We start from the raw sequence: 24,679 nt of genomic DNA on the forward strand, positions 1-24,679 counted from the left end.
CACCGCCGGGGTTCGCGACCGGACGGGAACTCCGCCCGGCCCCGAACCCCGTGGACTAGAGCTTCTCCACCGGCGCGTACCGCAGCAGCAGCCGCTTCGGCTTGGGCTCTCCGAAGTCGACCGTGGCCTCCGCGTTCGCCCCCGTGCCCTTCACGCCGACCACCGTGCCGAGACCGAACTGGTCGTGGGTGACCCGGTCGCCCACCGCCAGCGAGACGACCGGCTTCTCGGAGGCCCCGCGGCGCGTCGCGAAACCGGAGGCCCCGGACGCCGCGGACCGCGAACGCGAGGACGACAGCGAGGCCGCCACCCCCGAGACGGGTCCCGAGGGCACCGGGGCCGTGGCGCCCGTGCGCTTCCACTCCAGATGCGTGTCCGGGATCTCCTCCAGGAAGCGGGAGGGCGGGTTGTACGAGGGCTGGCCCCACGCGCTGCGCATGGACGAGCGGGTGAGATAGAGCCGCTCCCGCGCGCGCGTGATGCCGACGTACGCGAGCCGCCGCTCCTCCTCCAGCTCCTTGACCTGCCCCAGCGCACGCATGTGCGGGAAGACACCGTCCTCCATGCCGGTGAGGAACACGACCGGGAACTCCAGGCCCTTGGCGGTGTGCAGGGTCATCAGGGTGATGACGCCGTTGCCGTCGTCCTCGTCGGGGATCTGGTCGGAGTCGGCGACGAGCGCGACCCGCTCCAGGAACCCGGAGAGTCCGCCGGCCGCTCCAGCCCCGCCGGCCGCCGCGGCCCCGGCAGCCGCACCGGCACCGGCACCGTCCTCGCCCTCACCGGACTCCTGCTCGAACTCCAGCGCCACGGCCGCGAGTTCCTGGAGGTTCTCGATGCGGGTCTCGTCCTGCGGGTCGGTCGAGGCCTGGAGCTCGGCGAGATAGCCGGTGCGCTCGAGGACCGCCTCCAGGACCGTCGCCGGGCCCGCGCCGGACTCGACGATCGTACGGAGGTCCTCCATGAGCGTGTTGAACCGCTTCACGGCGTTCGTCGAGCGCGCCGCCATGCCGTACGCCTCGTCGACGCGGCGCAGAGCCTGCGGGAAGCTGATCCTCTCCCGCTGCGAAAGGGCGTCGATCATCGCCTCGGCGCGGTCGCCGATCCCCCGCTTGGGGACGTTCAGGATCCGGCGCAGCGGGACGGAGTCCTCGGGGTTGGACAGGACCCGCAGGTAGGCCAGGACGTCCCGGACCTCCTTGCGCTCGTAGAAGCGGACTCCGCCGACGACCTTGTAGGGCAGGCCGACGCGGATGAAGATCTCCTCGAAGACACGGGACTGGGCGTTCGTCCGGTAGAAGACCGCGACATCGCCCGCCTTCGCCTCGCCCGCGTCGGTGAGACGGTCTATCTCGTCGGCGACGAACTGTGCCTCGTCGTGCTCGGTGTCGGCGACGTAGCCCGTGATGTTCGACCCCGCGCCCGCGTTGGTCCACAGGTTCTTGGGGCGGCGCGACTCGTTGCGCTCGATGACCGCGTTGGCCGCGCTGAGGATCGTCTGGGTGGAGCGGTAGTTCTGCTCCAGGAGGATCGTCGTCGCGTCCGGGTAGTCCTCCTCGAACTGGAGGATGTTGCGGATGGTCGCACCGCGGAAGGCGTAGATCGACTGGTCGGCGTCGCCCACGACGCACAGCTCGGCGGGCCCGAGGTCGCCCTCGGCCGGCGGCACGTCCTCGGGACGGTCGCCGCTCGCCGGCCCCACGAGCTCCCTGACCAGGGCGTACTGCGCGTGGTTCGTGTCCTGGTACTCGTCGACCAGGACGTGGCGGAAGCGGCGGCGGTAGTGCTCGGCGACGTCCGGGAAGGCACGGAGCAGGTTGACCGTCGTCATGATCAGGTCGTCGAAGTCGAGCGCGTTGGCCTCGCGCAGCCGCGACTGGTACATCGCGTAGGCCTGGGCGAGGGTCTTCTCGAAGCCGTCCGCCGCCTGGCCGGCGAAGTCCTCCTCGTCGATCAGCTCGTTCTTCAGGTTGGAGATCTTGGCGCTGAACGACTTCGGCGGGAAGCGCTTCGGGTCGAGGTCCAGGTCACGGCAGACCAGGGCCATCAGGCGCTTGCTGTCGGCGGCGTCGTAGATCGAGAAGGAGGACGTGAAGCCGAGTCGCTTCGACTCGCGGCGCAGGATGCGCACGCACGCGCTGTGGAAGGTCATCACCCACATGGCGTTGGCGCGCGGGCCCACGAGCTGCTCGACGCGCTCCTTCATCTCGCCCGCGGCCTTGTTCGTGAAGGTGATCGCGAGGATCTGGCCGGGGTGGACATGGCGCTCGCCCAGCAGGTGCGCGATCCGGTGCGTGAGCACCCGGGTCTTGCCGGAGCCGGCGCCGGCCACGATGAGCAGCGGGGAGCCGGAGTGCACCACGGCCGCGCGCTGGTTCTCGTTCAGCCCGTCCAGCAGGGCCGCCGGGTCGACGGCGGGCCTGTGCGCGCCGTCGCGGTAGTACGCGTCGCGGTCCGGGGGCGCGTCGAAGCGGCCGCCGAACAGGTCGTCCGGAAGCGGCTCCGCCGCCTCGTCCTCGGGCGGCGGCGGTTCTTCCTCATGGGCCCCGGAAGGCCTGAGGTCCGCCAGGAAGCTGTCATCAAAGAGGCTGCTCATCGCTCTCCGAGTCTAGGCGGCCGCACTGACAACCCGCCGCCACCCGGGAAACTGGGCCGGATTTCCCACGGAGTCCGGGCTGGATCCACCGCGGAGTCCGGGCCGGGGTGCCCGCGGAGTCCGGGCCGGGGTGCCCGCGGAGTCCGGGCCGGGGTGCCCGCGGAGTCCGGGCCGGAGCGCCCCTGAAAGCGGGCCGCCCCTCCCGCACCGATGCGCCCTCACCTTCCGGCATCGCCCCACTACGGTCGGCCACTCCGGGCGCCCCGGCGGTTCAGGTCACGAAAATGTATCGGGCATATCGCACATCAAACTTCACAGAACACTTACGCGTTGGCTAGCGTGCCGGGCAGACCGCTCGACAGCACCGGCGAACGTCGCCGGGCCGGGCGGCCTCCGCCGAGTCCGGCGCGCCCGTGCGGCGACCGGAGCCGGGGACCCAACCGACTTTGGGGTGAATCGGTCCAACCGCCCCTGGGGCAAGGACCGTAGGGCAAACCTTCCGGAAGTACCCGCCCGAACCCGACAGCTAACCCGGTAGGCGGATGACGGAAGGAGTCGCCTCTCTTGGCGTCGCACCGCAAGTGGAGTCCTCCCGGCCCGCGCAGGACGGGCATACGGACCCCGGCCCTCGCCACGGCCGCCCTGACCTCCGTGGCCCTGCTCTCGCAGACGGCCAACGCCGCACCCCCGGCCGAGCCCCGGCCGACCCTCGAAGAGGTCGAGAAGAAGGTCGACGACCTCTACCACCAGGCCGAGACGGCCACCGAGAAGTACAACGCGACCAGGGAGAAGACCGCCAAGCAGCGCAAGCGGGTCGACGCCCTCCTCGACGACGTGGCCCGGCGCACCGAGAAGCTCAACACCGCGCGCGAGGAGCTGGGTTCGTTCGCCGCGGCGCAGTACCGCACCGGGGCGTCCGCGCCCGGCAGCGCGAGTCTTCTGCTGGCCGACAATCCGCAGGACTACTTCGACCAGACCCAGTTGATGGACCGTCTGACCACCCGCCAGAAGGCGGCCGTCGACGACTACGCCACCGAGCAGGCCGCCACCTCGAAGAAGCGCGGCGAGGCCTCCCGGAGCCTGCGGACGCTCACCACGTCGCAGGACGCGCTCAAGACCTCCAAGGCGGACGTCCAGGGCAAGCTCGCCGCGGCGCGCGACCTGCTCTCGAAGCTGACCGCCGACGAGAAGGCGCGGCTCGCCGCGATCGCGAAGAAGAAGCGGGAAGCGGCCGACCGCGAGGCGGCCGAGCTGGCGGCCGAGCGGGCCGCGGCGGAGCAGAAGGCCCGGGAGACGGCCCGGCAGCCGGGCACGCCGTCGGCAACCACGGGGACTTCCGGGACCCCGGCGACCGACTCCTCGTACGCCGCCAAGGCCGGCAGGGCCATCGCCTTCGCCCGCGCCCAGATCGGCAAGCCGTACGTGTGGGGCGCGACCGGGCCCGGCTCGTACGACTGCTCCGGTCTCACCCAGGCCGTCTGGAAGGCCGCCGGCGTCACCCTCCCGCGGACCACCTACGACCAGGTGAACGCCGGCACCACGGTCTCCCTCTCCGCCATCGAGCCCGGAGACCTGGTCTTCTTCTACGACGACATCAGCCACGTGGGCCTCTACATCGGCAACGGGATGATGATCCACGCCCCCAAGCCGGGTGCGTACGTCCGTGAGGAGTCGATCTTCTACGCGGGCCAGTCGATCATCCACAGCGTGGTGCGCCCGGCGTGAGCCCCGGCGCGGGGCACGCGCGCGTGAGGTCTCCCGGGCTCCACGCGCGCGTGCCGCACACGTGCCGGCGCCACCCGCGCCCCCGGACCCGTGCGCCGGAGTCTCCCCCTCCCGCCTGGTCGGCGACCCCTCTCGCCCTCACCCGCCATCCCGTGCGGCGCCCGCATCACGGCAGGCCGGTACCGCCGTACGCCCGCGCACTCGTACCCCCGCGTCCCCGGACCCGCGCGCCCGTCCGGCCGACCCCGCATTCGTGAAGCACGCGCGCGCCCCCCGGGCAACCCGCTCGCAGATCCCTAGCATCGGGGCCATGTCAGCCACCTCGCCGCCCCGCAGCCCGTGGGTCCGACTCCGCACCTGGTGGGCGGAGAGCCCGCCCGCCGCCGCGGCCGTCGTCCTGGCCACCGGCATCCTCTCGGTCGGGTTGTACGAGACCGGTGACGAGATCCTGTCCCGGATCGCGCTGGTCCTGGCGGCCGTCGCCTGGCTCGGGTTCGCCGTGGACTTCACGGTCCGCCTGACGCGGGAGCGGGAGCGGTGGTGGGAGGAGGCCGGCACGCCGAGCGCGCTCACCGGGGTCGCCGCGACCGCCGTCATCGGCACCCGGCTGACCGACCTGGGGTGGCCCGGGGCCGCCGAGGTGCTGCTCGCGCTCGCCGCGGTGCTGTGGCCGGGGCTGCTCTACCTGCTCCTCCGAAACCTGCGGCTCCGGATGCCCGGAAGCGTGTTCCTCGGGTGCGTGGCCACACAGGCCCTCGCGGTGCTCGCCGCGTCGCTCGCCGAGGCCGCGCGCGCGGACTGGCTCGCGTACGCCGCGCTGGTGCTGTTCTGGCTGGGGTTCCTGGTGCTGTACGTGGTGGCGCTGACGTGCTTCGACTTCCTGGAGACGGCCACGGGGGGCGGCGACCACTGGATCGCGGGCGGCGCGCTCGCGATCGCGGCGCTGGCCGCGTCGAAGCTGGTCCTCGCCTACCAGGCGGACACCTATCTGTGGAACTACGACGACAACGGCGTGATGCGCTGGGTGACCCAGGCGCTGATCATGGTGGCGCTCGCCTGGTACGCCGTGCTGGCCGTCGCGGAGCTGCTGTGGCGGCGCCCGCGGTACGACGTGCGGCGCTGGGCGACCGTGTTCCCGATGGCCATGACGGCGGCGGCGGCCCTGACGGTCGCGGACGCCGTCGGCTTCGCCTGGCTCAGGACGCTCGGGCAGGTACTGCTGTGGATCTCGGTGGCGGCCTGGCTGCTGGTGGCGGTCGGAACCGTCAGGTCCACAGCACCGCGATGAAGATGTTCGCGGTCGTCAGCAGCCCGACCAGCCCGAACAGGCCCTTGTCGACCTTCTCGTCGTCCCGCTTCACGTAGACCAGCCCGAGGATCACGATCAGCAGGGCCAGCTTCACGCCGATCTTGACGGTGTTGACCGCGTGGTCGTCGGCCTGGTTGAGACCGACCAGGACGACACCCGTGACCAGCATGGTCAGCGCGCCGTGCAGCATGGCGGGGACGAATCGGGCGGTGCCCCGGCCCATCGCCTTCATCTGGGTGAGGAAGCCGCCGAGCAGCGAGGCGATGCCGATGATGTGCAGGCCCACGAAGAGATGGATGAGTACGTCCATGGGGCCGGAGCCTAATCGGCGGTGGGTGTCCCCCTTCGCACCGGCCCACCCCCTCGGGACCCGTAGCACCTGAGAACCCCCGGTTGTCCCGGAACCGTCCCATCGGTCATCACCCTGCGTGAAGTCGCCGGGTCCGGAGCCGAATCACGGTCACATACGGTCACCCGGCGATCCAGTTACGCCAGTTCCGTACATGGTGTTACCGAGCCCTCACCCTCAGGTTTAGCGTCCTCCACCAGGTGCCCGGCTCCCCACCGCCGCCCGGGCCAGGGGCGGCAGTCGGACACCACCGCCGAGAAAGGTCCGGCGGCGACCCGCTCCCCCTGTGTGGGCCGTCGCCGGACGCCTCACCGATGACCGCGCACTCCCCGGCGGTCACGTCCCCCGGGAAGGATGTGGGCCCTCGTGGCAGCGCACCGCAAGCCCAGACAGCGCTCACTCGGCGGCCATACGGTCCGCACGGCCGCGACCATCGCCCTCGCCGGCGCGGCGACGACGGCCGGATTCGAGGGCACGGGGCACGCGGAGCCGCAACTGTCCCCGGCGCAGGTGAAGGCCAGGGTCGACAAGCTGTACGAAGAGGCCGAGGTCGCCACGGAGAAGTACGACGGGGCGAAGGAGAAGGCCGACCAGGCGTCACGGCGGCTGCACGACCTGCGCGACGAGACGGCGCGCAAGGAGGACCGGCTCAACGCGGCGCGGACCGCGCTGGGTTCGATCGCCGCGGCGCAGTACCGCAGCGGGGGCCTCGACCCCGCTCTGCAGCTCGCGCTCTCCGACCGGCCCGACCAGTACCTGGACGGGGCCGCGTTCGCCGAGCGGGTCGGTGACCGGCAGGCGGGGGCGGTGGCCCGGGTACGCAAGCAGCTGCGGGAGATCGAGCAGCTGCGCGGGGCCGCGCACGTCGAGCTGGCGTCGCTCACCTCGCGTCAGGCGGAGCTGAAGCGGGCCAAGAAGACGATCACCGGAAAACTGGACTCCGCGCGACAGCTGTTGTCACGGCTCACCGACGAGCAGCGGGCACGCCTCGGGGCGGCCGGCGGTGCGGCGGACACGGTGCGGCACGCCTCCCGCTCCGCCGCGCGGGACCTGGGCCCGGCCTCCGCCGCACCCTCGGCCGGCTCCGTCGCGGCCCCCAACTCCCGCGCGGCCGCCGCTGTCTCGTACGCCTACGGGAAGCTCGGCAGCCCCTACGTCTGGGGCGCCACCGGTCCCGACGCCTTCGACTGCTCGGGTCTGGCCCAGGCCGCGTACCGCTCGGCGGGCGTCCAGCTGCCGCGCACGACGTACTCCCAGATCAACGCGGGCCGACGGGTCTCCCGCTCCGAACTCCTCCCCGGTGACCTGGTGTTCTTCTACTCGGGCATCAGCCACGTGGGGATCTACGTGGGCAACGGGATGATGATCCACGCCCCGAACCCCACCGCGCCGGTGCGTCTCGCGCCCGTCGACGAGATGCCGTTCGCGGGAGCCACCCGCGTGGCCTGAGGGCAGGTCCACCCGGGTGGCGCGAAGACACCGGGGCGGATCGGCGTAGTGGGGGCGCGGGGGTGGATCGCGGTAGCGTCGACGCGGACTCCGTTCCGTCGTCCGAGAGGTCCTGATGCCCGGCTTCCTGTTGCCGCCGCCTCCGCCGCCCGCGCACATCCGCTCCTGGCCGGACCGGGCGGCACTGCTGGCCGACCGGGGGCGGGCACTGGAGGAACTGCGCGGACGGAGCCTCGGGGTGCACCGGGTGCTGCTGCTCTGGCTGCTGGCGCTCGCGGCGATCGTCGGCTGGGCCCTGCTGGTGCTGCCGCTGCAGCAGATCGAGCAGCGCGACCCCACCGGTGTCGTCCTGGGGCCGCTGTTCGCCCTGCTGGGCCTGGCCGCGCTCGCCCCGACGGTCCTCGCCGTCGCCCTGTCCGTCCGCAGCGACCGTCGCCTGCACGAACTGCTCCAGGCCTGGACCGAGTTGGACCGCCACCCCGCGACCGACTCCCGGCTCCGCTCCCCCGGGCTCAGTCTCTTCTGGCTGCTCTCCTCGCTCGGCGTCTGTGCGATCGGCGTCTGGACGTCCTACGACGCGGCGGCACCGGCCGGGTCGGGTCACGGCCTGTACAGCGATGTCGTCCAGGGCGTCGGAATCGGCCTGATCCTGTGGATGACCGGTCTCATCGGAATCGCGAAGGCCGTACGCCACTACCGGTGGGCCCTGCGGATCCTGGGACCGGCGCCCGCCACGGAACACCGGTAGGCGTCCGGCATCCACCGCAGAACACCAGCGGGAGCCCCCGGTGCCCACCGGCGGACACCGGCAACAGCCGGGCGCCCGCCGCGGAACCGCGGCAACAGCGGGGGTGCGTCCGCCGCGGAACACCGAGGGGCCTCCGGCGTCCGCGCGGCCCGGCGGACGGCGTGTCACACCAGGCGTCGTGCCGTCGCCCATCGCGTCAGCTCGTGCCGGTTGGAGAGCTGGAGCTTCCTGAGGACCGCCGAGACGTGGGACTCGACCGTCTTGACGGAGATGAACAGCTGCTTGGCGATCTCCTTGTACGCGTAGCCGCGGGCAATGAGGCGCAGCACCTCGCGCTCGCGCTGGGTGAGACGGTCGAGGTCCTCGTCGACCGGCGGCGCGTCGGTGGAGGCGAAGGCGTCCAGGACGAATCCCGCCAGGCGGGGCGAGAAGACCGCGTCGCCCTCCTGGACCCGGAAGATGGAGTCCACCAGGTCGGTTCCGGTGATCGTCTTGGTGACGTATCCCCGGGCGCCGCCGCGGATCACGCCGATGACGTCCTCCGCGGCGTCCGACACGGACAGCGCGAGGAAACGGACCGGCTGCTCGGCGTCACTCATCAACGGGGCGCAGCGGCGCAGCACTTCGACACCGCCGCCGCCCGGAAGGTGGACGTCGAGCAGCACGACCTCGGGCCGGGCGGCCGTGATGACCGTGACCGCCTGGTCGACGTCCGCGGCCTCGCCGACCACCTGGACGCCGGTCCGCTCGGTCTGACCGATCTCGGCCTGCACCCCCGTACGGAACATGCGGTGGTCGTCGACGAGGACGACCCGCACCTGACGCCCAGTCGGGGCTCCGGACGGCACGGCGGTGTCGGCGGCGGCCGGCCCGCTCGCCCCTGGGGACCCGGTGACCGCCCCCGCTCCGGTCGCGGTGTCGCTCGGCTCCTCCGGGCCGGTGGGCCCGGCCGTCTGTCCGGTCGGCCCGTTCGCGTCGCTCATGACGTCTTCTCCGCCCTCTCCATTTCCAGCTCGACCTCCGTGCCGCCGTCCGGCACCGCGCGCAGTCGCGCCGTGCCGCCGTTGCGCTCCATGCGGCCGATGATCGATTCTCTGACGCCCATGCGGTCGGCGGGTATCGCGTCGAAGTCGAAGCCGGGGCCGCGGTCCCGGACGGACACGAAGACCGTCCTTCCCTCGACTTCGGCGTAGACCTGTACGGCGCCGCCCTCGCCACCGTACTTGGCGGCGTTCACCATGGCTTCCCGTGCGGCCTGCATCTGTGCGGTCAGGCCCTCGTCGAGCGGGCAGTCGCCGACCACGACGACCTCGATGGGGACGCCGTGCTTGTCCTCGACCTCGGCGGCGTTGCGGCGGACCGCCTCGGCGAGGGTGGCGGGCTCGTCGGCCTCGTCCTTGCCGGTGCCTTCCGGTTTGTAGAGCCAGGCGCGCAGGTCGCGCTCCTGGGCCCGGGCGAGCCGGCGCACCTCGTTCGCGTTCTCCGCGTTGCGCTGGATCAGGGTCAGGGTGTGCAGCACCGAGTCGTGGACATGGGCGGCCACCTCGGCGCGCTCCTGGGCCCGGATGCGCATCAGGCGTTCCTCGGAGAGGTCCTGCGTCATGCGGACGAGATAGGGGCCCGCGAGGAGCGCCGTGCCGACGAGGACGGCGAGCGCCGCCTGCAGGACGGAGCCGAGGTGGGCCGCGGAGCCCTGGAGGACGAATATCCCGGTGACGCCCGCGGTGACGAGCAGGACACCGGCAGCGGACCGCAGCAGCGTGAGCGTCCGGCGGCGGCGGCCGACCTCCACCCAGCGGGCCCGCCGCGCGTTGTCCGCCTGGCGCCAGACCAGGGCGACGCCCGCGCCGACGAGGACGGTGGGCCAGAGATACGCCTTGGCTCCGCCTCCGAGGTTCACATTGCCGACGAAGACCATGGCCACGACGACCATGAGCAGGAGGGCGACGATCTGGCCCCGGTCCGGCTTGCGGGCGACGAGTCTGCGGCGGCCGTCGGCAGCGGTCTCGGTGGTGAAGGCCGACGCGCGCTCGGAGTCGACCCCGCCGACGCCCAGCGGCACGAAGAACCAGAAGGCGGCGTACAGCAGCGCGCCCAGACCGTCCGCCATGAACAGGCCGACGAACACCAGCCGCACCCAGATGACGGGCAGCCCGAGGTGCCCGGCGAGCCCCCGCGCCACACCGCCGAGCCAGCGTCCGTCACTGCTGCGGTAGAGCTTGCGCGGGGGCCGCGGCTCGTCGAGAGGCACTGCTGCGGCGTCCGGCATGCCAACGATGTTCACACGGCCGGGCGGCCGGAGCATCAGGGTCGACCCCCGAGACTCCCCTGATCTTCGGCGAGCCGGTCCTCGAACGGCTCCCCGCGCACCCGTCGGGGCCGATATCAGGGTTCGGCCAGGGTCGTCCCGACTCCCGTCGCGCCTTCCCGCCCGTCACCATGGACACATGACAGATCAGCAGCGCGCGGCAGCGGAGCCGCCCCGTGGCTCCGGCGCCCCGCCACCGGGCACCGCCACAGATGGTGAGCCGCGCGCGCACGACGACGTGGTGACGCCCGAAGCCCCGCACAGGTTCCGGCGCGACCGGCGGCACAGGATGCTGGGCGGAGTGTGCGCGGGCCTCGGCCGGCAGTGCGACATGGACCCGGTGATCTTCCGGATCGTGCTCGCGGTGCTCTCGGCGACCGGCGGCATCGGCCTCATCCTGTACGGCTTCTTCTGGCTGTTCGTCCCGTACGACGACGAGGACGAGAACGAGGTGCGCAAGCTCCTCACCGGCCGCGTGGACGGCCAGGCGCTGACGGCCGTGCTCTTCGCCCTCGTCGGCTGCGGTGTCTTCCTCTCCATGCTCAACAACGGCGGGGTGCTCACCTTCGCCGTGGTCCTCACCCTGCTCCTCGCGGGCGCGGGGTACTGGTCGCAGCAGCGTGGCGCTCCCGACCCGGACCCGCTCGCCGCGCAGGCCGTGGCCGACGCCCCGCCCGAGGCGCAGGCCCCGCCCGTCCCCGCCTCCTACCCCTCCTGGTGGCGCGACCCGATCGTCAAGGACGGTTCGCACGTCGGCGGCACGGGCTATCTCTGGGGCCCGCAGGACGCCCGGGACCGGGATGTAGCGGCGGCGGTCAACATCGCCCGCGGCACACCGGGTCCCGACCTGCGCGCGGCAAGGGCGCCGCGGCCGCGCGGGCCGCGCTGGATCGGCGGCTGGGTGTTCCTGCTCGCGCTCGTCGCGGGCGGCCTCGGCTCGGGTCTGACGTGGCACGACCGGCCGCTCGGTTCGAGCCTGCAGATCGGTCTGTCCTGCGCGCTCGTCGTCTTCGGCCTGGGCATCGCGCTCAGCGCGTTCGTCGGGCGTACGGGCGCGGGCTCGCTCTTCCTGGCCGTGGTCACGGCGGCCCTGCTGGCCGGTTCGGTGGCCCTGCCGAAGGACATCAGCACGCACTGGAAGCGGACCGACTGGACACCGGCCGCCGTCACCGACGTACAGAAGAACTACGAACTCGGCTCCGGCGTGGGCACCCTCGACCTCGGCCGGCTCGACCTCGCGGAGGGACAGACGGTGACGACGCGCGCGGAGGTGGGGGCGGGCCGCCTCGAAGTGGTGGTCCCGAAGGACGCGACCGTGAGGCTGAACATCGACGTGGGTCTCGGAGACATCCAGCTGCCCGGCGACGGCAAGAAGGACGTGGACGTGGAGCCCGGCAAGTTCAAGCAGGTGACGCTGGCTCCCGCGGCCGGCACCGGGCACGGCGGAACCCTCGACCTCGACCTGCACGTCGGCGTCGGCCAGGCGGAGGTGACCCGTGGCACGTCATGAGTTCCAGCCGGGAAAGCTGGTCGCGGGCTTCTTCCTCACCACCGCGGGCGTCGTGTACGCCGGTGACGCGGGCGGCTGGTGGGACACCCCGTGGTTCGTGATGATCCCCCTCGTCACGGGCGGGCTCTGTCTGGCCGGAGCGGTGGCGTTCCTGGCCCACGGCATACGGCGACGCAGGGCGGGCGCACGACGGGCGGCCGCGGGATCGGCGAACAGAGGCCCCGAGGACTCGCACGTGGCGGGCTGACCCGGCAGGTGCACGGCACACGAATGGACCGCTCGGCCTCCGGCGCCGGCGCCTCGGCCTCGCGGTCCTGTGGGTGTGCGGTGGTTCGTGCCGCCGGCTGGTTCGTGCCGCCGGCCGGGACCCGCGCACGGGCCGGCGGGACCGGTTGGCTCGGACCCGCGGTGGCCGGCGGACGGCCGGCAGGCGTCGGTCCACCCGTCCTTCCGGCTGCCGGGCGGCCCCCCGACCGGCAGCCGGAAGCGTCCCGTCTAGTAGCGGTACTCCCCGCCGCGCCGCCCTCGTCGCGCGCGCCAGACCGCGTCGAGGGAGAAGACCGAGGCGCCGGCGAGGACCAGGGGCAGCCAGGCCATGAGATAGGCGAGGTCGTTGCCGTAGTAATACGGGTCGGAGGCCCAGCTGACGGTCAGCCACAGGCTGAGGGAGATCAGCGCGCCGCCGAACGCCGCGAGGCGGGCCAGCAGCCCGATGAGGGTGCCGATGCCGACGGCCAGCTCACCGAGGGCGATGGCGTAGCCGAAGCCGACGGGGCTCTTCAGCGCGAGGTCGACCAGGGCCGGGATCGCCGAGGAGTCACGCACCGTGCGCATCAGGTCCCCGATCGAGCCGGAGCCGGAGGCGGAGAGGAACGCGCTGTTGGTGAGCTTGTCGATCCCCGCGTAGATGAAGGTGACGCCGAGGAAGATCCGCAGGGGCAACAGGGCGTAGCGCGTGGCCGTCTCGCGCCATCCGCCCCGTCCGCCGCTGTCGACATAGGAGCTCTGGGTATCCGTCCGCATACCGTGAGTCATCGCTCTCGCCGCCTCTCACCCGTATTCCGTTGACCCCTCAACAGACCATACGTACGAGAGCGAGTCCGCGCTCAATGACCGGGACCGGTTTTCTTGCCCGGAGGCACATCCCGGCCGCCTTCCGGCCCCGGAGCGCCGGTCCGGCCGGGCGCGGATTCCGCCGCCGCCCGCCACCGCCGAACCGGTGACTCCGTCACGTCTCAGTCGGTCACGTCGATCACGCAGCGGTTGGTCTCCACACCCGCCGCCGTCACCACCTGGACCTCCACACGTCCCGGCTCCACGTCGACCGGCACCGGCACGGTGAGCACGGCGTCCGTGGGACTGCTGAAACCGCCCGGCACAGGGACCAGCGGTACATGCACATGGACCGCGCCGATGCGGACGACCATGCGGGAGAGCCGGTCCGCGGTCTGGGCGCCCGGAGGGACGAACCCGGCCCCCCGGATCTCGATGTCGTCCCCGGTGCGGATCGGAGCGTCGAGGTCACCGGCCTCGCGGGAGCGGACGACCGAGAGGATCACGGGCCGGCCGCCCTCCGCGTACTTGCCGGAGAGGTAGGTGGCGGCCGAGACCAGGACGAGCAGCGCCAGGCCCCAGGGCAGGTCGGGCAACTGCTCCGGCCGCCGGGCCAGCCGTACCGCGGCGAAGACCAGGGCGACGGCGCCGATGACGACGTACTGGATGTCGGCGAAGCTGCCCTTGCCCGCATCGTCCGTGAGGAGGTCGGCGGCGCGCGGCCGGTCGGCCCGTACCTTCTGCAGCCGTTGCCCGAGGACCCGCACGCCCACCACACGGCGTACCAGCACCGCGATCCCGCACACCACCGCGACGACGGTCACGACACCGGCGCCCCGGGCGAGATCCAGCCCGGCGATCAGGTCGTCGCGCCTGCCGTGGGCGGAGGCCGCCGCCAGCTGACCCACCAGGACGAGCACCGCGTACACCACGAACAGCACCCACGCGACGGCCATCGCACGCGAGGTGGACAGGCGGTTGTCGTCGCCGACGACCGGCGCGAGGGCACCGCCGCGCGCCCGGTGGAAATAACCCGCACCGGTCAGCAGGCCGGCCACCACAACGGCGGCGACCAGCCCCGCGGTCCGCGCCGCCGACCACCCCGCGCCGATCGCGGTGAGCGCCTGCACCAGCAGCAGCGCCACGACGGTTCCCCACACCGCGAACGCCGTACGCCGCCACAGTCGCCCCAGCCAGGCCTCGCCGTCGACGCGGCCGCGTTCGGCGACGAGGTCGGCGGACTGGGTGAGTTCGTCCGAGACCCACTGCCGGGACGCGGACGCCGAGTGGGCGACGGCGGCCGGCAGTCCCTGTCCCGACGCCAGTTCGTCGCGTTTGGCGAGGAACGCGGCGACGGCCCGCCGGTGCCCCTCGCGCGCCCCGTGCGGACAGTCCCCGCAGGTACAGCCGCCACCATGCGCGCCCTGCCCGGCGCCGAGCCCGCCACCGCGCCCCGCACCGCGCTCCGCGCCGTGTCTCGCCTCCTGCACCGCCACGCCCGTTGCCGCCTTCCCCGCACCGGGAACTCCCGTGCGGCCAGATCCTCGTACGTCTGCGTACGCCTGCGTACGTCCTCGCGCGGAGTCGTACGCCTCCGTACGCACCCGCACGCCCGACTTCCGTACCACTGCCTTACAACTGCCCCGCGATGACAGCGAATTGTGCCGTACGCAACAGCGCCCGCGTCCGGCAGGTCTGGTCAGCGCGGGTGAAGCGCCGGACCCCGTGTTGACCCGGCTGCGAGAATCCCCCCATGGCCGAGATCATCCAGCGCGACGGAACCTGGGCCTTCGACGGCAGCACGGTCAGGATCACGCCGGGTCTGCACCGTTCCGTGCCCCTGTTCCGGCAGACGTACGGGGAGATCACGGTCCCGCTGGAAGCGGTGTCCGGCATCGTCCACGAACCGGAACGCAAGCGCGGCCGGCTGCGCCTGAGACTGCGCGAAGGCGCCGATCCGCTGCTCCAGGCGACCGGGGGACGGCTTCCCGACGCGGCCGATCCGTACCGGCTGACGGTCGACGCCGACCGCTCCGGGGTCGCCGAGTACGTCGCCGAGGAGATCCGCCGTGCGCTGCTCCTGGACCAGGTCCCCAAGGAACCGGCGAAGACCTATCTGCTCGCGGGACCGCCGGTGCCCGTCTCCGTACGGTCCAGCGACGGCACGGTCTCCTTCGACGGCGCGCAGGTGCGCATCGACTGGGCGGACACCTCCGACCGGGTCAAGCGCGCGACGGGCCCGCGGATCATCGCCGTGGCCGACCTGGTGCAGGTGGAATGGCTGCCCAACTCCGGTTACGAGGACGGGTTCCTGCGCTTCGTCACGCGCGAGACCGTGTTCTCCAAACTGCCGCCCGAGAAGGATCCGTTCGCGCTCGACCTGTGGGGCAGCGCGCGCCGCGACCTGCTCACGGCACTCGTCGCCGCCGCGGTGACGGCCCGGCTGCCGCATCCGTCGGTCCGGGCGGGCGAGTTCACCGACCGGCCCCCGCAGCCGTCCGCCGACGCGCCGGTACCGGCCCAGGCCGACCATCACGACGTACTCCTGCGCCGGCTGCGCGAGCTGGGTGAGCTGCACCGGGACGGAGTGCTCACGGACGAGGAGTTCACGGCGACGAAGGCGGCGGTCCTGAAGGGCTTCAGCTGAGGAGATCCGGCTCGCTCCTGCTGATGTCCTGCCACAGGGGCTGGTAGTTGATCCACGCCACCAGGTCGCCCCCGAGCTGCTCCCGGGTCGCGACCGCCTGCTTGTGGTCGATGAGGACCGGGCGGCCCGCGGCCTGCGCGGTGAGCTGGACCTGGCTGGAGCGTTCCATCGACAGGAACCACCAGGCCGCCGCGTCCACCGAGTCGCCGACGGTGAGCAGTCCGTGGTTGCGCAGCACCAGCGCCTTGCGGGTGCCGAGCGCGCCGGCGATCCGGCGGCCCTCCTCGGTGTCCACGGCGACACCGCTGTAGGTGTCGTAGAGCGCGTGGTCCTCGTAGAAGGCACAGCTCTCCTGGCTGATCGGGTCGAGAAGGTCGCCGAGGGCGGAGAGCGCGCGGCCGTGCACCGAGTGGCAGTGGGCGACGGCGACGACGTCGGGGCGGGCGGCGTGGACCTGGGCGTGCACGGTGAACGCCGCCTGGTTCACGTGGTAGCGGCCCTCGACCACCTGCCCGTCCTGGTTGGCCATGACCAGGTCGCTCACGGTGACGTGCTTGAACGGCATCCCGAAGGGGTTCACCCAGAAACAGTCGCTGTACTCCGGGTCGCGCGCGGTGATGTGGCCGGAGACCCCGTCCTCGAATCCGAGCCGCCCGAAGATCCGCAGCGCTCCGGCCAGCCGCTCCTTGCGGTGGCGTCGCTCGTCGTCCGGCGAGTCGTACATCGGCGGCATGGCGAACTGGAGCTGGTCGGTCGGTAGGGGCAGGGGCGGCGTGGGCCCTTGCATATGTCCTCCAGCACTGGCGTGTCCGATACGGACCGGAAGTTACCTCCGGGCGCCGTAGGAGAACAGGGCCGTTCGGTGAAGAGAGTGCGCAACCGTTACGCGGGAGTGTCGCGAGGGAGCCGTGCGGCCGGTTCATGGGGGGCAGAGGACTCCTCCATACCTGACAGAAGATGTTGGGTATCGGCGCGACACTCCTCGCATGAGTCGTACGAACTGGGCGGCCTTCACCGCCTCCGCACCCGAACTCGCCCGGCCTGTCGAGGAGCGTTTCGGAGCGTTCACCCACCATGTGATCGCGACCCTCCGCAAGGACGGCGCACCCCGCACCAGCGGCATCGAGACGCGTTTCCTGCTCGGCGAGCTGTGGCTCGGCATGATGCCGGACTCGCTCAAGGCGCTCGACCTGCGCCGCGACCCGCGCTTCGCGCTCCAGGCGAACCCGGGGCCGGGCACCGCCATGGGCGGGGGCGACGTACGGATCAGCGGCCGGGCGGTGGAGGTCACCGACGGCGACGCGAAACGGGCGTACGTGAAAGAGGTGGAACCGCCGGAGCCGTTCCACCTCTTCCGCACCGAGCTGACGGAGGTCGTACGGACCTTCGTCGAGGACGACACGTATCTGGTCGTCCAGGTCTGGAAGCCCTCGGAGCCGGTGCGGACCCTCAGGCGGACCTGACGGGAGGGGCTACTCCCACTCGATCGTGCCCGGGGGCTTGCTCGTCACGTCGAGGACGACGCGGTTGACGTCGGCGACCTCGTTCGTGATCCGGGTCGAGATCTTGGCGAGGACGTCGTACGGGAGGCGTGACCAGTCGGCCGTCATCGCGTCCTCGCTCGACACCGGGCGGAGCACGATCGGGTGGCCGTACGTACGGCCGTCACCCTGGACGCCCACGCTTCGGACGTCGGCGAGCAGGACCACCGGGCACTGCCAGATGTCGCGGTCGAGGCCGGCCGCCGTCAGCTCCTCGCGGGCGATGGCGTCGGCCTCGCGCAGCAGGTCGAGGCGGTCCTTGGTGACCTCGCCGACGATACGGATGCCGAGGCCCGGACCCGGGAAGGGCTGGCGCTGGACGATCTCGTCCGGCAGGCCGAGCTCCTGGCCGACCATCCGGACCTCGTCCTTGAACAGCTTGCGCAGCGGCTCGACGAGCTCGAACTCGAGGTCCTCGGGGAGGCCGCCGACGTTGTGGTGGGACTTGATGTTGGCGGTGCCGGTGCCGCCGCCGGACTCCACCACGTCCGGGTAGAGGGTGCCCTGCACCAGGAAGGCGACGTCCTCGCCCTCCGCGGCCTCGGCGATGATGTCCGCCTGGGCCTGCTCGAAGACCCGGATGAACTCCCGGCCGATGATCTTCCGCTTCTCCTCGGGGTCCGAGACACCCTTGAGCGCGTCGAGGAACCGCTCCTGCGCGTCCACGACCTTCAGCTGCACGCCGGTCGCGGCCACGAAGTCCTTCTCGACCTGCTCCGTCTCGCCCTTGCGCATCAGACCGTGGTCGACGTACACGCAGGTCAGCTGGGAACCGATGGCCTTCTGCACGAGGGCGGCGGCGACGGCGGAGTCCACACCGCCGGACAGACCGCAGATGGCGCGCTTGCCGCCGACCTGCTCGCGGATGAGGGCGACCTGCTCCTCGATGACGTTGCCGGTCGTCCAGTCCGGCTTGAGACCGGCGCCGCGGTACAGGAAGTGCTCCAGCACCTGCTGGCCGTGCGTGGAGTGCATGACCTCGGGGTGGTACTGGACGCCGTACAGCCTCTTCTCGTCGTTCTCGAAGGCCGCGACCGGGACGACGTCCGTGGCGGCCGTCACCGTGAAGCCCTCGGGGGCGGCGCTGCACGCGTCGCCGTGCGACATCCACACCGACTGCTCGTCCGGGGTGCCCTCGAACAGGGTGGAGCCCGACTTCGAGACATGCAGGGGCGTACGGCCGTACTCACGGGCGCCCGTGTTGTCGACGGTTCCGCCGAGGGCCGTCGCCATCAGCTGGAAGCCGTAGCACATGCCGAAGACCGGAACGCCGGCCTCGAAGAGCTCGCGGTCGAGGCGGGGGGCGTTCTCGGCGTACACCGACGAGGGGCCGCCGGAGAGGATGATCGCCGCCGGGTTCTTGGCGAGCATCTCCTGGACCGGCATGGTGCTCGGCACGATCTCGCTGTAGACCCGGGCCTCGCGGACGCGACGGGCGATGAGCTGGGCGTACTGCGCACCGAAGTCGACGACCAGGACGGTGTCGGGGGCGGCGGGGGACGCTTCTGGCACGGTTTGCCTTCCGGCGGTGAGCAGGGGGTGTGGGGTGTCGAGTCTACCGGGGGTGTGCGTGGGGGTGCCGTCCCGTCGTTTTCGCCCCCACCGCCGCTGCCCGACCCCTCCGTTCCTGGGGGCTCCGCTCCCAGACCCCTGTTCGGCCTGGGCGGCCTCGTCCTCAAGCGCCCGACGGGCTGGATGCGCGGGCGCGCGCTGGGTGGTTCCGGTCGGGCTGGAGCAGTCCTCGCCCACCCGCGCCTGGATACGGACGGCTGTCTCAGTATCCGAACCCGATTGGCCCGTTCCGGACGCGCGGGCATACTGGTCCCATGCTCACGCATCACACCTTCGCGTTTACCTATGGCAACCGGCCCACCGGCTGCCATGGTCGTGCTGCTTGAGCAACTGACAAGCGACTCCCCAGGCGCCCCGGGCCGACAAGGCCCGGGGCGTCTGCCGTTTCCGGGCCGGACCGCCCGGGGCACCCCTTCCACAGAACTGAAGGAGCCCCACCATGGCCGACGCAGCCGACGTACTCGACAGGACCGGCGCCCGCACCGACGAGGCCGCCGACGTGATCACCGACGCCCGTGACCGCGTCGACGCCCTCGACGACCGGATCATCGGCCTCGTCCAGGAACGCATGGCGGTCTCCGCGGTGATCCAGAAGGCCCGGATCGACTCCGGTGGCCGGCGCGTGAACCTCTCCCGCGAGATGGAGGTCCTCGGCCGCTACCGGGAGGCGTTGGGCAAGCCGGGCACGGCGCTGGCCATGACCCTGCTGGAGCTGTGCCGCGGCCGCATCTGAATCCCGTGCACGGCCCGTGTCCCGTGCACGGCTCGTACTCCCGTGCACGGCTCGGATCCCGTACGGGGGCTCGTGTCCCAGGCGCCCGGTCCGTCCCGTGCACCCCGTCACGCCGCGTACGCACGTACGCATGCCGTCTCACCCGTACGGCGCGTGACCGGGGCGCGACGGGCTTCGTTGGTCCCGGTGTCCGTGCCAGCCAGGGGCGGGCCCGAAACAACCACGCGTGGCTCCGCTGGGGCGGTGAGACGTACGGATCGTGCCGTACGTCGTGGGACCTCGCCCCAGGGGTGTGACCGGACGGCAGGGGACAGCGGCCCGGTCACTCAAGAGAACGGTCGGCTCCGGGGACGCCCGGGGCCGACCGGCGCAATCGTCCGACCGGCCGGCGGAACCGAACCCCTTCGACGGACCCCACCCGAAGAAGGTCCCCACCCCCTGCGTCCCAAGGTCCCGGCTCCTGCCGCAACCCCAGCTCCAGCTCCATGTCCCCGTGGACGAACGACCTCCTCCATGACCCGCGGCGCACCCCCTCCGGCGCCGCGCCCCAGGCACCGGCGCCGCCCTGACGTCGGTGCTGACGCAGAAGGGCCCCGCGGCTTCCGTCCCGCGGGGCCCTTCGCGCGTGCGTCCGGGTGTCCTCCGGCTCAGGTCCCGCAGACCGAACCGCTCAGGTCCGGGAGACCGATCCGCAGGACGCGGAGTCGGAGTCGGAGTGATGAAGGGGCCGGCTCCGGTCGTACGGATCGACCGCGGGTCCGCTGGGCGTCGCCCCCGTCGGGGCGGCGGAGTCGAACTGCGGGTGCAGGAAACCGTCGTAGACGAAGCAGGCCGAGTTCGAGAGATCCTCGTCGTAGGCCAGGAGCGCCAGCTTGCCCGGGGTGACCTGGTACTTCGTCGGGTCGGAGACCTCGATGTCGAGGACGCGGCGCACGATGGTGCGGGCCACCTCGGTCGAGTCCCCGTCCGCCTGGGCCAGCGGATAGACGAAGGTGTAGTCGGCGTGGATGACGACGGACGCGCGGGTGCCCGCCTTGAAGGTCATACGGCCGCGGGTCTTGACCACGTCCCCGACGAGCCGCACCTCGTGCGGGTCGAACCGGCTGAAGAGCCAGAGCGGATCGTGTTTCACGTCCGGCTTGCGCAGCCAGCTGTTCACGTCGTCGACCATCTTCGGCTGCTGGGGGTCGAGAAGGGCGAGCGCGCTCGTCGGACGGCCGCCGAGCAGCGCCTTCCGGTCGATGTTCGCGCCGACGAGCAGCGCCTTGGTCTGCCGCAGCGCCCTGGCGACCTGCTCCTTGGTGAGCGGGCCGACCGGTTTCGCCTCCGGCACGACGATGCCCGCCGCGCCGTCGGCGTACCGCTCGGCGGGTGATCCGGCGAACGGCCGGTCGAGGGTGGGTGTGCCGGGCGGGACGTTCGAGGGCGCGGCGGTCGGGGCCACGGTCTCGGCGGGCAGCTCGGCGACGGGTGCCCCGCCGTCGGACGACGTCCGTCCGGAGGAGGAGCTGCCGGAAGAAGTTCCGAAGGGATCGCCGGGCAGCAGCGACGGCCGTACGGCCACCAGCGCCACGGCGGCCGCGACGGGGACGCCGAAGATCGCCCACAGCCGTCGGCGCCGGGCCGTGCGGCCCTCCGCCTTCCGCATCTCCTGCCAGGCGGGCCCGGTCCGCCATCCCTGCGGTTCGACTCCCCGGGCCTCCTGTTGCCGCAGCCGTTCGGTCACCATGCGAGCGCGGGCGGACGGCTCCTTGGGGGCCGAGGCCCGGATGTCCCGCTCGGAGTCGCGGATGAACCGCTCCCACACCTCGTCGGGAACGGAGGGCTCCTCCGGCCGCTCGGGCTCACCTGCCCTTTCGGGCTGCTTCTCAGACACGAGGGTCAGTTCTAAGCGGATGGAACGGGTGTCCACAAGCCGTACTCACATGTGACCCAGCACACATAAGGATTGTGTGAAAGACAGCACAACCCTTCGCAGGTTCCACGGGTCACACCTGCTGAACCAACGGCCACACCCGCGCCCCACACGCGGAGGCCTCACCCATACGCGTACCGCGGTGTCGCGGTACACCGGACTTTTTGAGGTCTTCATGAAGCTTCGCCGTGCCATGGCCGTAGCGGCCGCGACGGCAGCCATAGCTCCACTGGCACTGCTTTCGGCGCCGGCCGCGTTCGCGTCGGACGGCAGCTCCTCCCCGACCGCGACGGTGTCCGAGTCCACGAGCGCCCCCGCGTCCGCGTCCGCGTCGCCGAGCGACTCCGCCCCCGCGCCGAGCACCTCCGAGTCCGCGAGCAGTTCCGCTCCGGCTCCGAGCGGCAGTGCGAGCGCCAGCGCCAGCGCGAGCGAGTCCGGCAAGCCGTCCGCGTCCGCGACTCCGTCGCAGTCCGCGGAGCCGTCGGCGTGGCCGACGGAGGACTGCCCCGTCGACGACGACGGTGTGGACGCCGGCTCCCAGCTGTCGCTGGCCGTCTCCGGGCTGCCCGGCAAGATCGTCGCGGGCAGCGGCTGGCACAACTTCACGCTCTCCGCGGCCAACCACAGCGACCAGGACCTCGGTCAGGTCCAGTGGCTCGCCACGGTCGACAACTACTCGGACAGCGACGACGAGAACGACTGGCTGAGCACGTACGCCCAGCTCGAGTACTTCAACCCCACGAACAAGTCGTGGGAGTCCATCGCGGACGAGGTCGGCAACGGCATCTACTTCGGTGAAACCACGCTGGGCGGCAAGCAGACGGTCGCCATCAAGCTGCGTGTCAACATCAGCTCGAAGGCGCCGGCCGGCGACGGCTACGCCCTCGGCCTGGGCGGTTACGTGGACCAGGAGAAGGACTGCGTCCACAGCTCCTTCGCGTTCTACGAGCTCACCGTGCTCGCGGCCGGCAGCAGCAACGAGGACCCGGGCGAGGCCAAGCCGGGCAAGGGCGACAAGCCGTCCGGCGGCACGAAGCCGCAGGGTGGCGCCGACGAGATCCCGGCCACCGGCAGCCTCGCCTCGACCGGTTCCTCGTCCGCCCTGCCGACGATCGCGCTCGTGGGCGGTATCGCCGTCGTCGCGGGTGCCGGTGCGGTGTTCACGGTGCGCCGTCGCAAGTCGGGTGGCGCGGCCGCGTAAGGCGGTACACGGGAGACGGACCGCGTAGGCGGCACGCCTCCCAGCAGTACACGTACAGGAACCCGGTACTGGAACTCGGTACAGGAACTCGTACACGTGCAAGAAGAGGGACCTGGGCTCGGAGGGGGGCACAGGTCCCTCTTCGCGTTCCCGCGCCGGCCGGCGTCTTCCCGCGCCCGCCTGCCTCTGGCCGCTTCTCCCCGCGGCCGGCGGGGCCGGCCCCGCCCTACTTCTTCCGCGGCACCGTCGGCATCCCCAGGAACGGCAGCCGCAGAGCGCCGAAGGCGTCCGCGGGGACGGCGGGCCGTAGGGGCTCGACCGGCTTCAGCCGTTCGTACGCGGCTCCCTGCGCCGGGCGCGGGTCCGCCTCCCCCTTGTTGGGCCAGTACGACATCGCGCGCTCGGCCTGGGCGGTGATGGTGAGCGACGGGTTGACGCCCAGGTTCGCGGAGACGGCGGCGCCGTCGACCACCGAGATCCCCGGGTGGCCGTACAGCCGGTGGTACGCGTCGATCACCCCCTCGTCGGCACTCGCGCCGATCGGGCAGCCGCCCAGGAAGTGCGCGGTCAGCGGCGTGCCCATCAGCTCACCCACGTTGCTGCCGGCGAAGCCGTTGATCTCGGCGGCGATGGTGGAGGCGGCCTGCGAAGCCGCCTTGATCTGCTTGGGGTTGGGCGCCCCGTGCCCCTGACGGGCGGTCAACAGGCCCTTGCCCGCGCCCTTCGGCTTCAGGTAGGTCGTCAGCGAGTTGTCGAGCGACTGCATCACCAGGCCGATGATGGTCCGCTCCGACCAGTGCCGGTTGGAGAGCGAACGGGCCACCAGCAGCGGGTGCCGCAGGGCGTTCGCCAGCCAGCCCAGAGCCCTCGACGAGCCCTCCGCGTACGGGACCTGGAGGATGGAGAGACTGCCCATCGAGTTCGATCCCCGGCCGTAGCGGACCGGTTCGATGTGCGTGTTCTCGTCGGGATGGATCGAGGACGTGATGGCGACGCCCCGGGTGAAGTCGACCTTCGGCGCACCGGTGGCCCTGCGGTACCGGCGGTTGTCCGTCTGCGCGCCCACCAGCGCCTCCGAGTTGGTGCGGGTCAGCTCACCCAGCCTCGGCGACAGGCGGGGCAGTTGGCCGCCCGCCTTCATGCGGTGCAGCAGGGTCTGCGTGCCGTACGTACCGGCGGCGATCACGACCCGACGCGCCGTGAACATCCGGCCCGCGCCCTTGCGTTTGCCGTCCGTGGGCAGGGTGGCGACGGCGTACCCGCCGCGCGAGTCGTCGGTGACGGACACGGCGGTCGTCATCGGGTGCACGACCGCGCCCGCCTTCTCGGCCAGGTACAGGTAGTTCTCGTTGAGGGTGTTCTTCGCACCGTGCCGGCAGCCGGTCATGCACTCACCGCACTCGGTGCACGCCTTGCGGTCGGGTCCGGCACCGCCGAAGTAGGGGTCCGCGACCTCGCCGCCGGGCCCGGCCTCGGCCGTGCCGTCCGCGTCCTGCCCGTCCCCGAAGAAGACACCGACCGGTGCCATGTGGAAGGTGTCACCGACGCCCATCCGCTGCGCGGCCGCCTTGAGGTGGACGTCGGACGGGGTCATCGTCGGGTTGAGCCGTACGCCGAGCATGCGCCGGGCCTGGTCGTAGTACGGCTCCAACTCCTCCTGCCAGTCGGTGATGTCCTTCCACTGCGGGTCGTCGAAGAAGGCCTTCGGCGGTACGTAGAGGGTGTTGGCGTAGTTGAGGGAGCCGCCGCCGACGCCCGCACCCGCCAGCACCATGACGTTGCCCAGCAGATGGATGCGCTGGATGCCGTACATGCCGAGCGGTGGGGCCCAGAGGTAGTTCCTGATGTCCCAGGAGTTCTTCGGCAGCGTGTCGCGGGTGAAGCGACGTCCGGCTTCCAGCACTCCGACGCGGTAGCCCTTCTCCGTCAGGCGCAGGGCCGTGACGGAACCGCCGAACCCGGAGCCGACCACGAGGACGTCGTAGTCGTACGCCGAGTCGTGCGCGTCGCCGTGCGCCGAGTC

The 24,679-nt window shown here is 71.9% G+C and carries 20 protein-coding genes and 1 riboswitch; of the genes, 10 read left to right on the top strand and 10 right to left on the bottom strand.

The window, feature by feature from the left end; all coding sequences use genetic code 11:
- Positions 1–55 precede the first annotated feature (55 nt).
- Positions 56–2,596, bottom strand: a complete 2,541-nt coding sequence (pcrA, locus tag OG199_RS17950) for a DNA helicase PcrA (protein ID WP_405830284.1) — start codon at positions 2,594–2,596, stop codon at positions 56–58.
- A 384-nt stretch (positions 2,597–2,980) separates the two neighbouring features.
- Positions 2,981–3,153, top strand: a riboswitch (cyclic di-AMP (ydaO/yuaA leader).
- A 7-nt stretch (positions 3,154–3,160) separates the two neighbouring features.
- On the opposite strand from pcrA, the gene OG199_RS17955 reads away from it, so the two are divergent.
- Both OG199_RS17955 and OG199_RS17960 read left to right on the top strand, forming a co-directional pair.
- Complete coding sequence (locus tag OG199_RS17955; RefSeq protein WP_405830286.1) at positions 3,161–4,321, top strand: NlpC/P60 family protein; 1,161 nt, start codon at positions 3,161–3,163, stop codon at positions 4,319–4,321.
- Between the two features lie 310 nt (positions 4,322–4,631).
- Positions 4,632–5,609 (top strand): hypothetical protein, encoded by a 978-nt coding sequence (locus OG199_RS17960; protein WP_405830287.1) that lies wholly within the window; start codon positions 4,632–4,634, stop codon positions 5,607–5,609.
- Here the strand turns inward: OG199_RS17960 and OG199_RS17965 are convergent.
- Complete coding sequence (locus tag OG199_RS17965) at positions 5,587–5,940, bottom strand: hypothetical protein (RefSeq protein ID WP_356801347.1); 354 nt, start codon at positions 5,938–5,940, stop codon at positions 5,587–5,589. The two genes, OG199_RS17960 and OG199_RS17965, sit on opposite strands and share 23 nt — an antisense overlap.
- Before the next feature lie 405 nt (positions 5,941–6,345).
- Between OG199_RS17965 and OG199_RS17970 the strand changes: the two genes are divergently transcribed.
- The gene (locus OG199_RS17970) at positions 6,346–7,428 is read left to right on the top strand and encodes an NlpC/P60 family protein (RefSeq protein WP_405830289.1); all 1,083 of its coding nucleotides are present in this window, start codon (positions 6,346–6,348) and stop codon (positions 7,426–7,428) included.
- A 115-nt stretch (positions 7,429–7,543) separates the two neighbouring features.
- The gene (locus tag OG199_RS17975; RefSeq protein ID WP_405830291.1) at positions 7,544–8,176 is read left to right on the top strand and encodes a hypothetical protein; all 633 of its coding nucleotides are present in this window, start codon (positions 7,544–7,546) and stop codon (positions 8,174–8,176) included.
- 164 nt (positions 8,177–8,340) lie between these two features.
- Here the strand turns inward: OG199_RS17975 and OG199_RS17980 are convergent, their stop codons facing one another.
- A complete protein-coding gene (locus OG199_RS17980; RefSeq protein ID WP_405830293.1) occupies positions 8,341–9,159 on the bottom strand; it encodes a LuxR C-terminal-related transcriptional regulator in 819 nt (272 codons plus the stop codon).
- Positions 9,156–10,481 carry a PspC domain-containing protein gene (locus OG199_RS17985; protein WP_356801342.1) on the bottom strand — a complete coding sequence of 442 codons (1,326 nt, stop codon included), beginning with the start codon at positions 10,479–10,481 and terminating at the stop codon, positions 9,156–9,158. The genes OG199_RS17980 and OG199_RS17985 overlap by 4 nt, the downstream gene beginning before the upstream one ends.
- Positions 10,482–10,623: 142 nt before the next feature.
- Between OG199_RS17985 and OG199_RS17990 the strand changes: the two genes are divergently transcribed.
- Positions 10,624–11,994, top strand: coding sequence for a PspC domain-containing protein (locus OG199_RS17990; RefSeq protein WP_405830295.1), 1,371 nt, complete (start codon positions 10,624–10,626; stop codon positions 11,992–11,994).
- Positions 11,981–12,241, top strand: a complete 261-nt coding sequence (locus OG199_RS17995) for a hypothetical protein (protein WP_356801340.1) — start codon at positions 11,981–11,983, stop codon at positions 12,239–12,241. The genes OG199_RS17990 and OG199_RS17995 overlap by 14 nt, the downstream gene beginning before the upstream one ends.
- Positions 12,242–12,489: 248 nt before the next feature.
- Here OG199_RS17995 and OG199_RS18000 read toward each other — a convergent pair whose 3' ends face one another.
- The gene (locus tag OG199_RS18000) at positions 12,490–13,029 is read right to left on the bottom strand and encodes a DoxX family protein (RefSeq protein WP_356801338.1); all 540 of its coding nucleotides are present in this window, start codon (positions 13,027–13,029) and stop codon (positions 12,490–12,492) included.
- A 200-nt stretch (positions 13,030–13,229) separates the two neighbouring features.
- Complete coding sequence (locus OG199_RS18005) at positions 13,230–14,543, bottom strand: hypothetical protein (protein ID WP_405830298.1); 1,314 nt, start codon at positions 14,541–14,543, stop codon at positions 13,230–13,232.
- Positions 14,544–14,800: 257 nt separating this feature from the next.
- On the opposite strand from OG199_RS18005, the gene OG199_RS18010 reads away from it, so the two are divergent.
- Positions 14,801–15,694 carry a DUF4429 domain-containing protein gene (locus OG199_RS18010; RefSeq protein WP_405830300.1) on the top strand — a complete coding sequence of 298 codons (894 nt, stop codon included), beginning with the start codon at positions 14,801–14,803 and terminating at the stop codon, positions 15,692–15,694.
- Here OG199_RS18010 and OG199_RS18015 read toward each other — a convergent pair.
- Complete coding sequence (locus OG199_RS18015; RefSeq protein WP_153289062.1) at positions 15,687–16,481, bottom strand: class II aldolase/adducin family protein; 795 nt, start codon at positions 16,479–16,481, stop codon at positions 15,687–15,689. The two genes, OG199_RS18010 and OG199_RS18015, sit on opposite strands and share 8 nt — an antisense overlap.
- 199 nt (positions 16,482–16,680) lie before the next feature.
- On the opposite strand from OG199_RS18015, the gene OG199_RS18020 reads away from it, so the two are divergent.
- Entirely contained in the window at positions 16,681–17,157 is a 477-nt protein-coding gene (locus tag OG199_RS18020; RefSeq protein ID WP_405830302.1) for a pyridoxamine 5'-phosphate oxidase family protein, read from the top strand.
- A 9-nt stretch (positions 17,158–17,166) separates the two neighbouring features.
- Here OG199_RS18020 and guaA read toward each other — a convergent pair whose 3' ends face one another.
- Positions 17,167–18,747 carry a glutamine-hydrolyzing GMP synthase gene (gene guaA / locus OG199_RS18025; protein ID WP_405830304.1) on the bottom strand — a complete coding sequence of 527 codons (1,581 nt, stop codon included), beginning with the start codon at positions 18,745–18,747 and terminating at the stop codon, positions 17,167–17,169.
- A gap of 499 nt (positions 18,748–19,246) precedes the next feature.
- Here guaA and OG199_RS18030 point away from each other — a divergent pair, with 499 nt between their 5' ends.
- Positions 19,247–19,540: a chorismate mutase gene (locus OG199_RS18030; RefSeq protein WP_356801328.1), complete on the top strand. Its 294-nt coding sequence runs from the start codon at positions 19,247–19,249 to the stop codon at positions 19,538–19,540.
- 670 nt (positions 19,541–20,210) lie between these two features.
- On the opposite strand, the gene OG199_RS18035 is transcribed toward OG199_RS18030, so the two are convergent.
- On the bottom strand, positions 20,211–21,416 hold the full coding sequence (locus OG199_RS18035; RefSeq protein WP_405830307.1) for a hypothetical protein: 1,206 nt from the start codon (positions 21,414–21,416) through the stop codon (positions 20,211–20,213).
- A 214-nt stretch (positions 21,417–21,630) separates the two neighbouring features.
- On the opposite strand from OG199_RS18035, the gene OG199_RS18040 reads away from it, so the two are divergent.
- A complete protein-coding gene (locus OG199_RS18040; protein WP_401805529.1) occupies positions 21,631–22,656 on the top strand; it encodes an LPXTG cell wall anchor domain-containing protein in 1,026 nt (341 codons plus the stop codon).
- Positions 22,657–22,882: 226 nt separating this feature from the next.
- Here the strand turns inward: OG199_RS18040 and OG199_RS18045 are convergent, their stop codons facing one another.
- Positions 22,883–24,628 carry a GMC oxidoreductase gene (locus OG199_RS18045; protein ID WP_401805688.1) on the bottom strand — a complete coding sequence of 582 codons (1,746 nt, stop codon included), beginning with the start codon at positions 24,626–24,628 and terminating at the stop codon, positions 22,883–22,885.
- Positions 24,629–24,679: the final 51 nt, after the last annotated feature.

The sequence above is a fragment of the Streptomyces sp. NBC_01176 genome, assembly GCF_045039825.1.
Lineage (GTDB): Bacteria > Actinomycetota > Actinomycetes > Streptomycetales > Streptomycetaceae > Streptomyces.

What these genes read in the sequence shown, in the direction of transcription:
- OG199_RS18040 (WP_401805529.1), top strand. Translation starts at nt 21,631, where the DNA reads ATGAAGCTTCGCCGTGCCATGGCCGTAGCGGCCGCGACGGCAGCCATA.
- OG199_RS17980 (WP_405830293.1), bottom strand. Translation starts at nt 9,159, where the DNA reads ATGAGCGACGCGAACGGGCCGACCGGACAGACGGCCGGGCCCACCGGC.
- OG199_RS17985 (WP_356801342.1), bottom strand. Translation starts at nt 10,481, where the DNA reads ATGCTCCGGCCGCCCGGCCGTGTGAACATCGTTGGCATGCCGGACGCC.
- pcrA (WP_405830284.1), bottom strand. Translation starts at nt 2,596, where the DNA reads ATGAGCAGCCTCTTTGATGACAGCTTCCTGGCGGACCTCAGGCCTTCC.
- OG199_RS18010 (WP_405830300.1), top strand. Translation starts at nt 14,801, where the DNA reads ATGGCCGAGATCATCCAGCGCGACGGAACCTGGGCCTTCGACGGCAGC.
- OG199_RS18020 (WP_405830302.1), top strand. Translation starts at nt 16,681, where the DNA reads ATGAGTCGTACGAACTGGGCGGCCTTCACCGCCTCCGCACCCGAACTC.
- OG199_RS18000 (WP_356801338.1), bottom strand. Translation starts at nt 13,029, where the DNA reads ATGACTCACGGTATGCGGACGGATACCCAGAGCTCCTATGTCGACAGC.
- OG199_RS17975 (WP_405830291.1), top strand. Translation starts at nt 7,544, where the DNA reads ATGCCCGGCTTCCTGTTGCCGCCGCCTCCGCCGCCCGCGCACATCCGC.
- OG199_RS18030 (WP_356801328.1), top strand. Translation starts at nt 19,247, where the DNA reads ATGGCCGACGCAGCCGACGTACTCGACAGGACCGGCGCCCGCACCGAC.
- OG199_RS18015 (WP_153289062.1), bottom strand. Translation starts at nt 16,481, where the DNA reads ATGCAAGGGCCCACGCCGCCCCTGCCCCTACCGACCGACCAGCTCCAG.
- OG199_RS17965 (WP_356801347.1), bottom strand. Translation starts at nt 5,940, where the DNA reads ATGGACGTACTCATCCATCTCTTCGTGGGCCTGCACATCATCGGCATC.
- OG199_RS17990 (WP_405830295.1), top strand. Translation starts at nt 10,624, where the DNA reads ATGACAGATCAGCAGCGCGCGGCAGCGGAGCCGCCCCGTGGCTCCGGC.
- OG199_RS17960 (WP_405830287.1), top strand. Translation starts at nt 4,632, where the DNA reads ATGTCAGCCACCTCGCCGCCCCGCAGCCCGTGGGTCCGACTCCGCACC.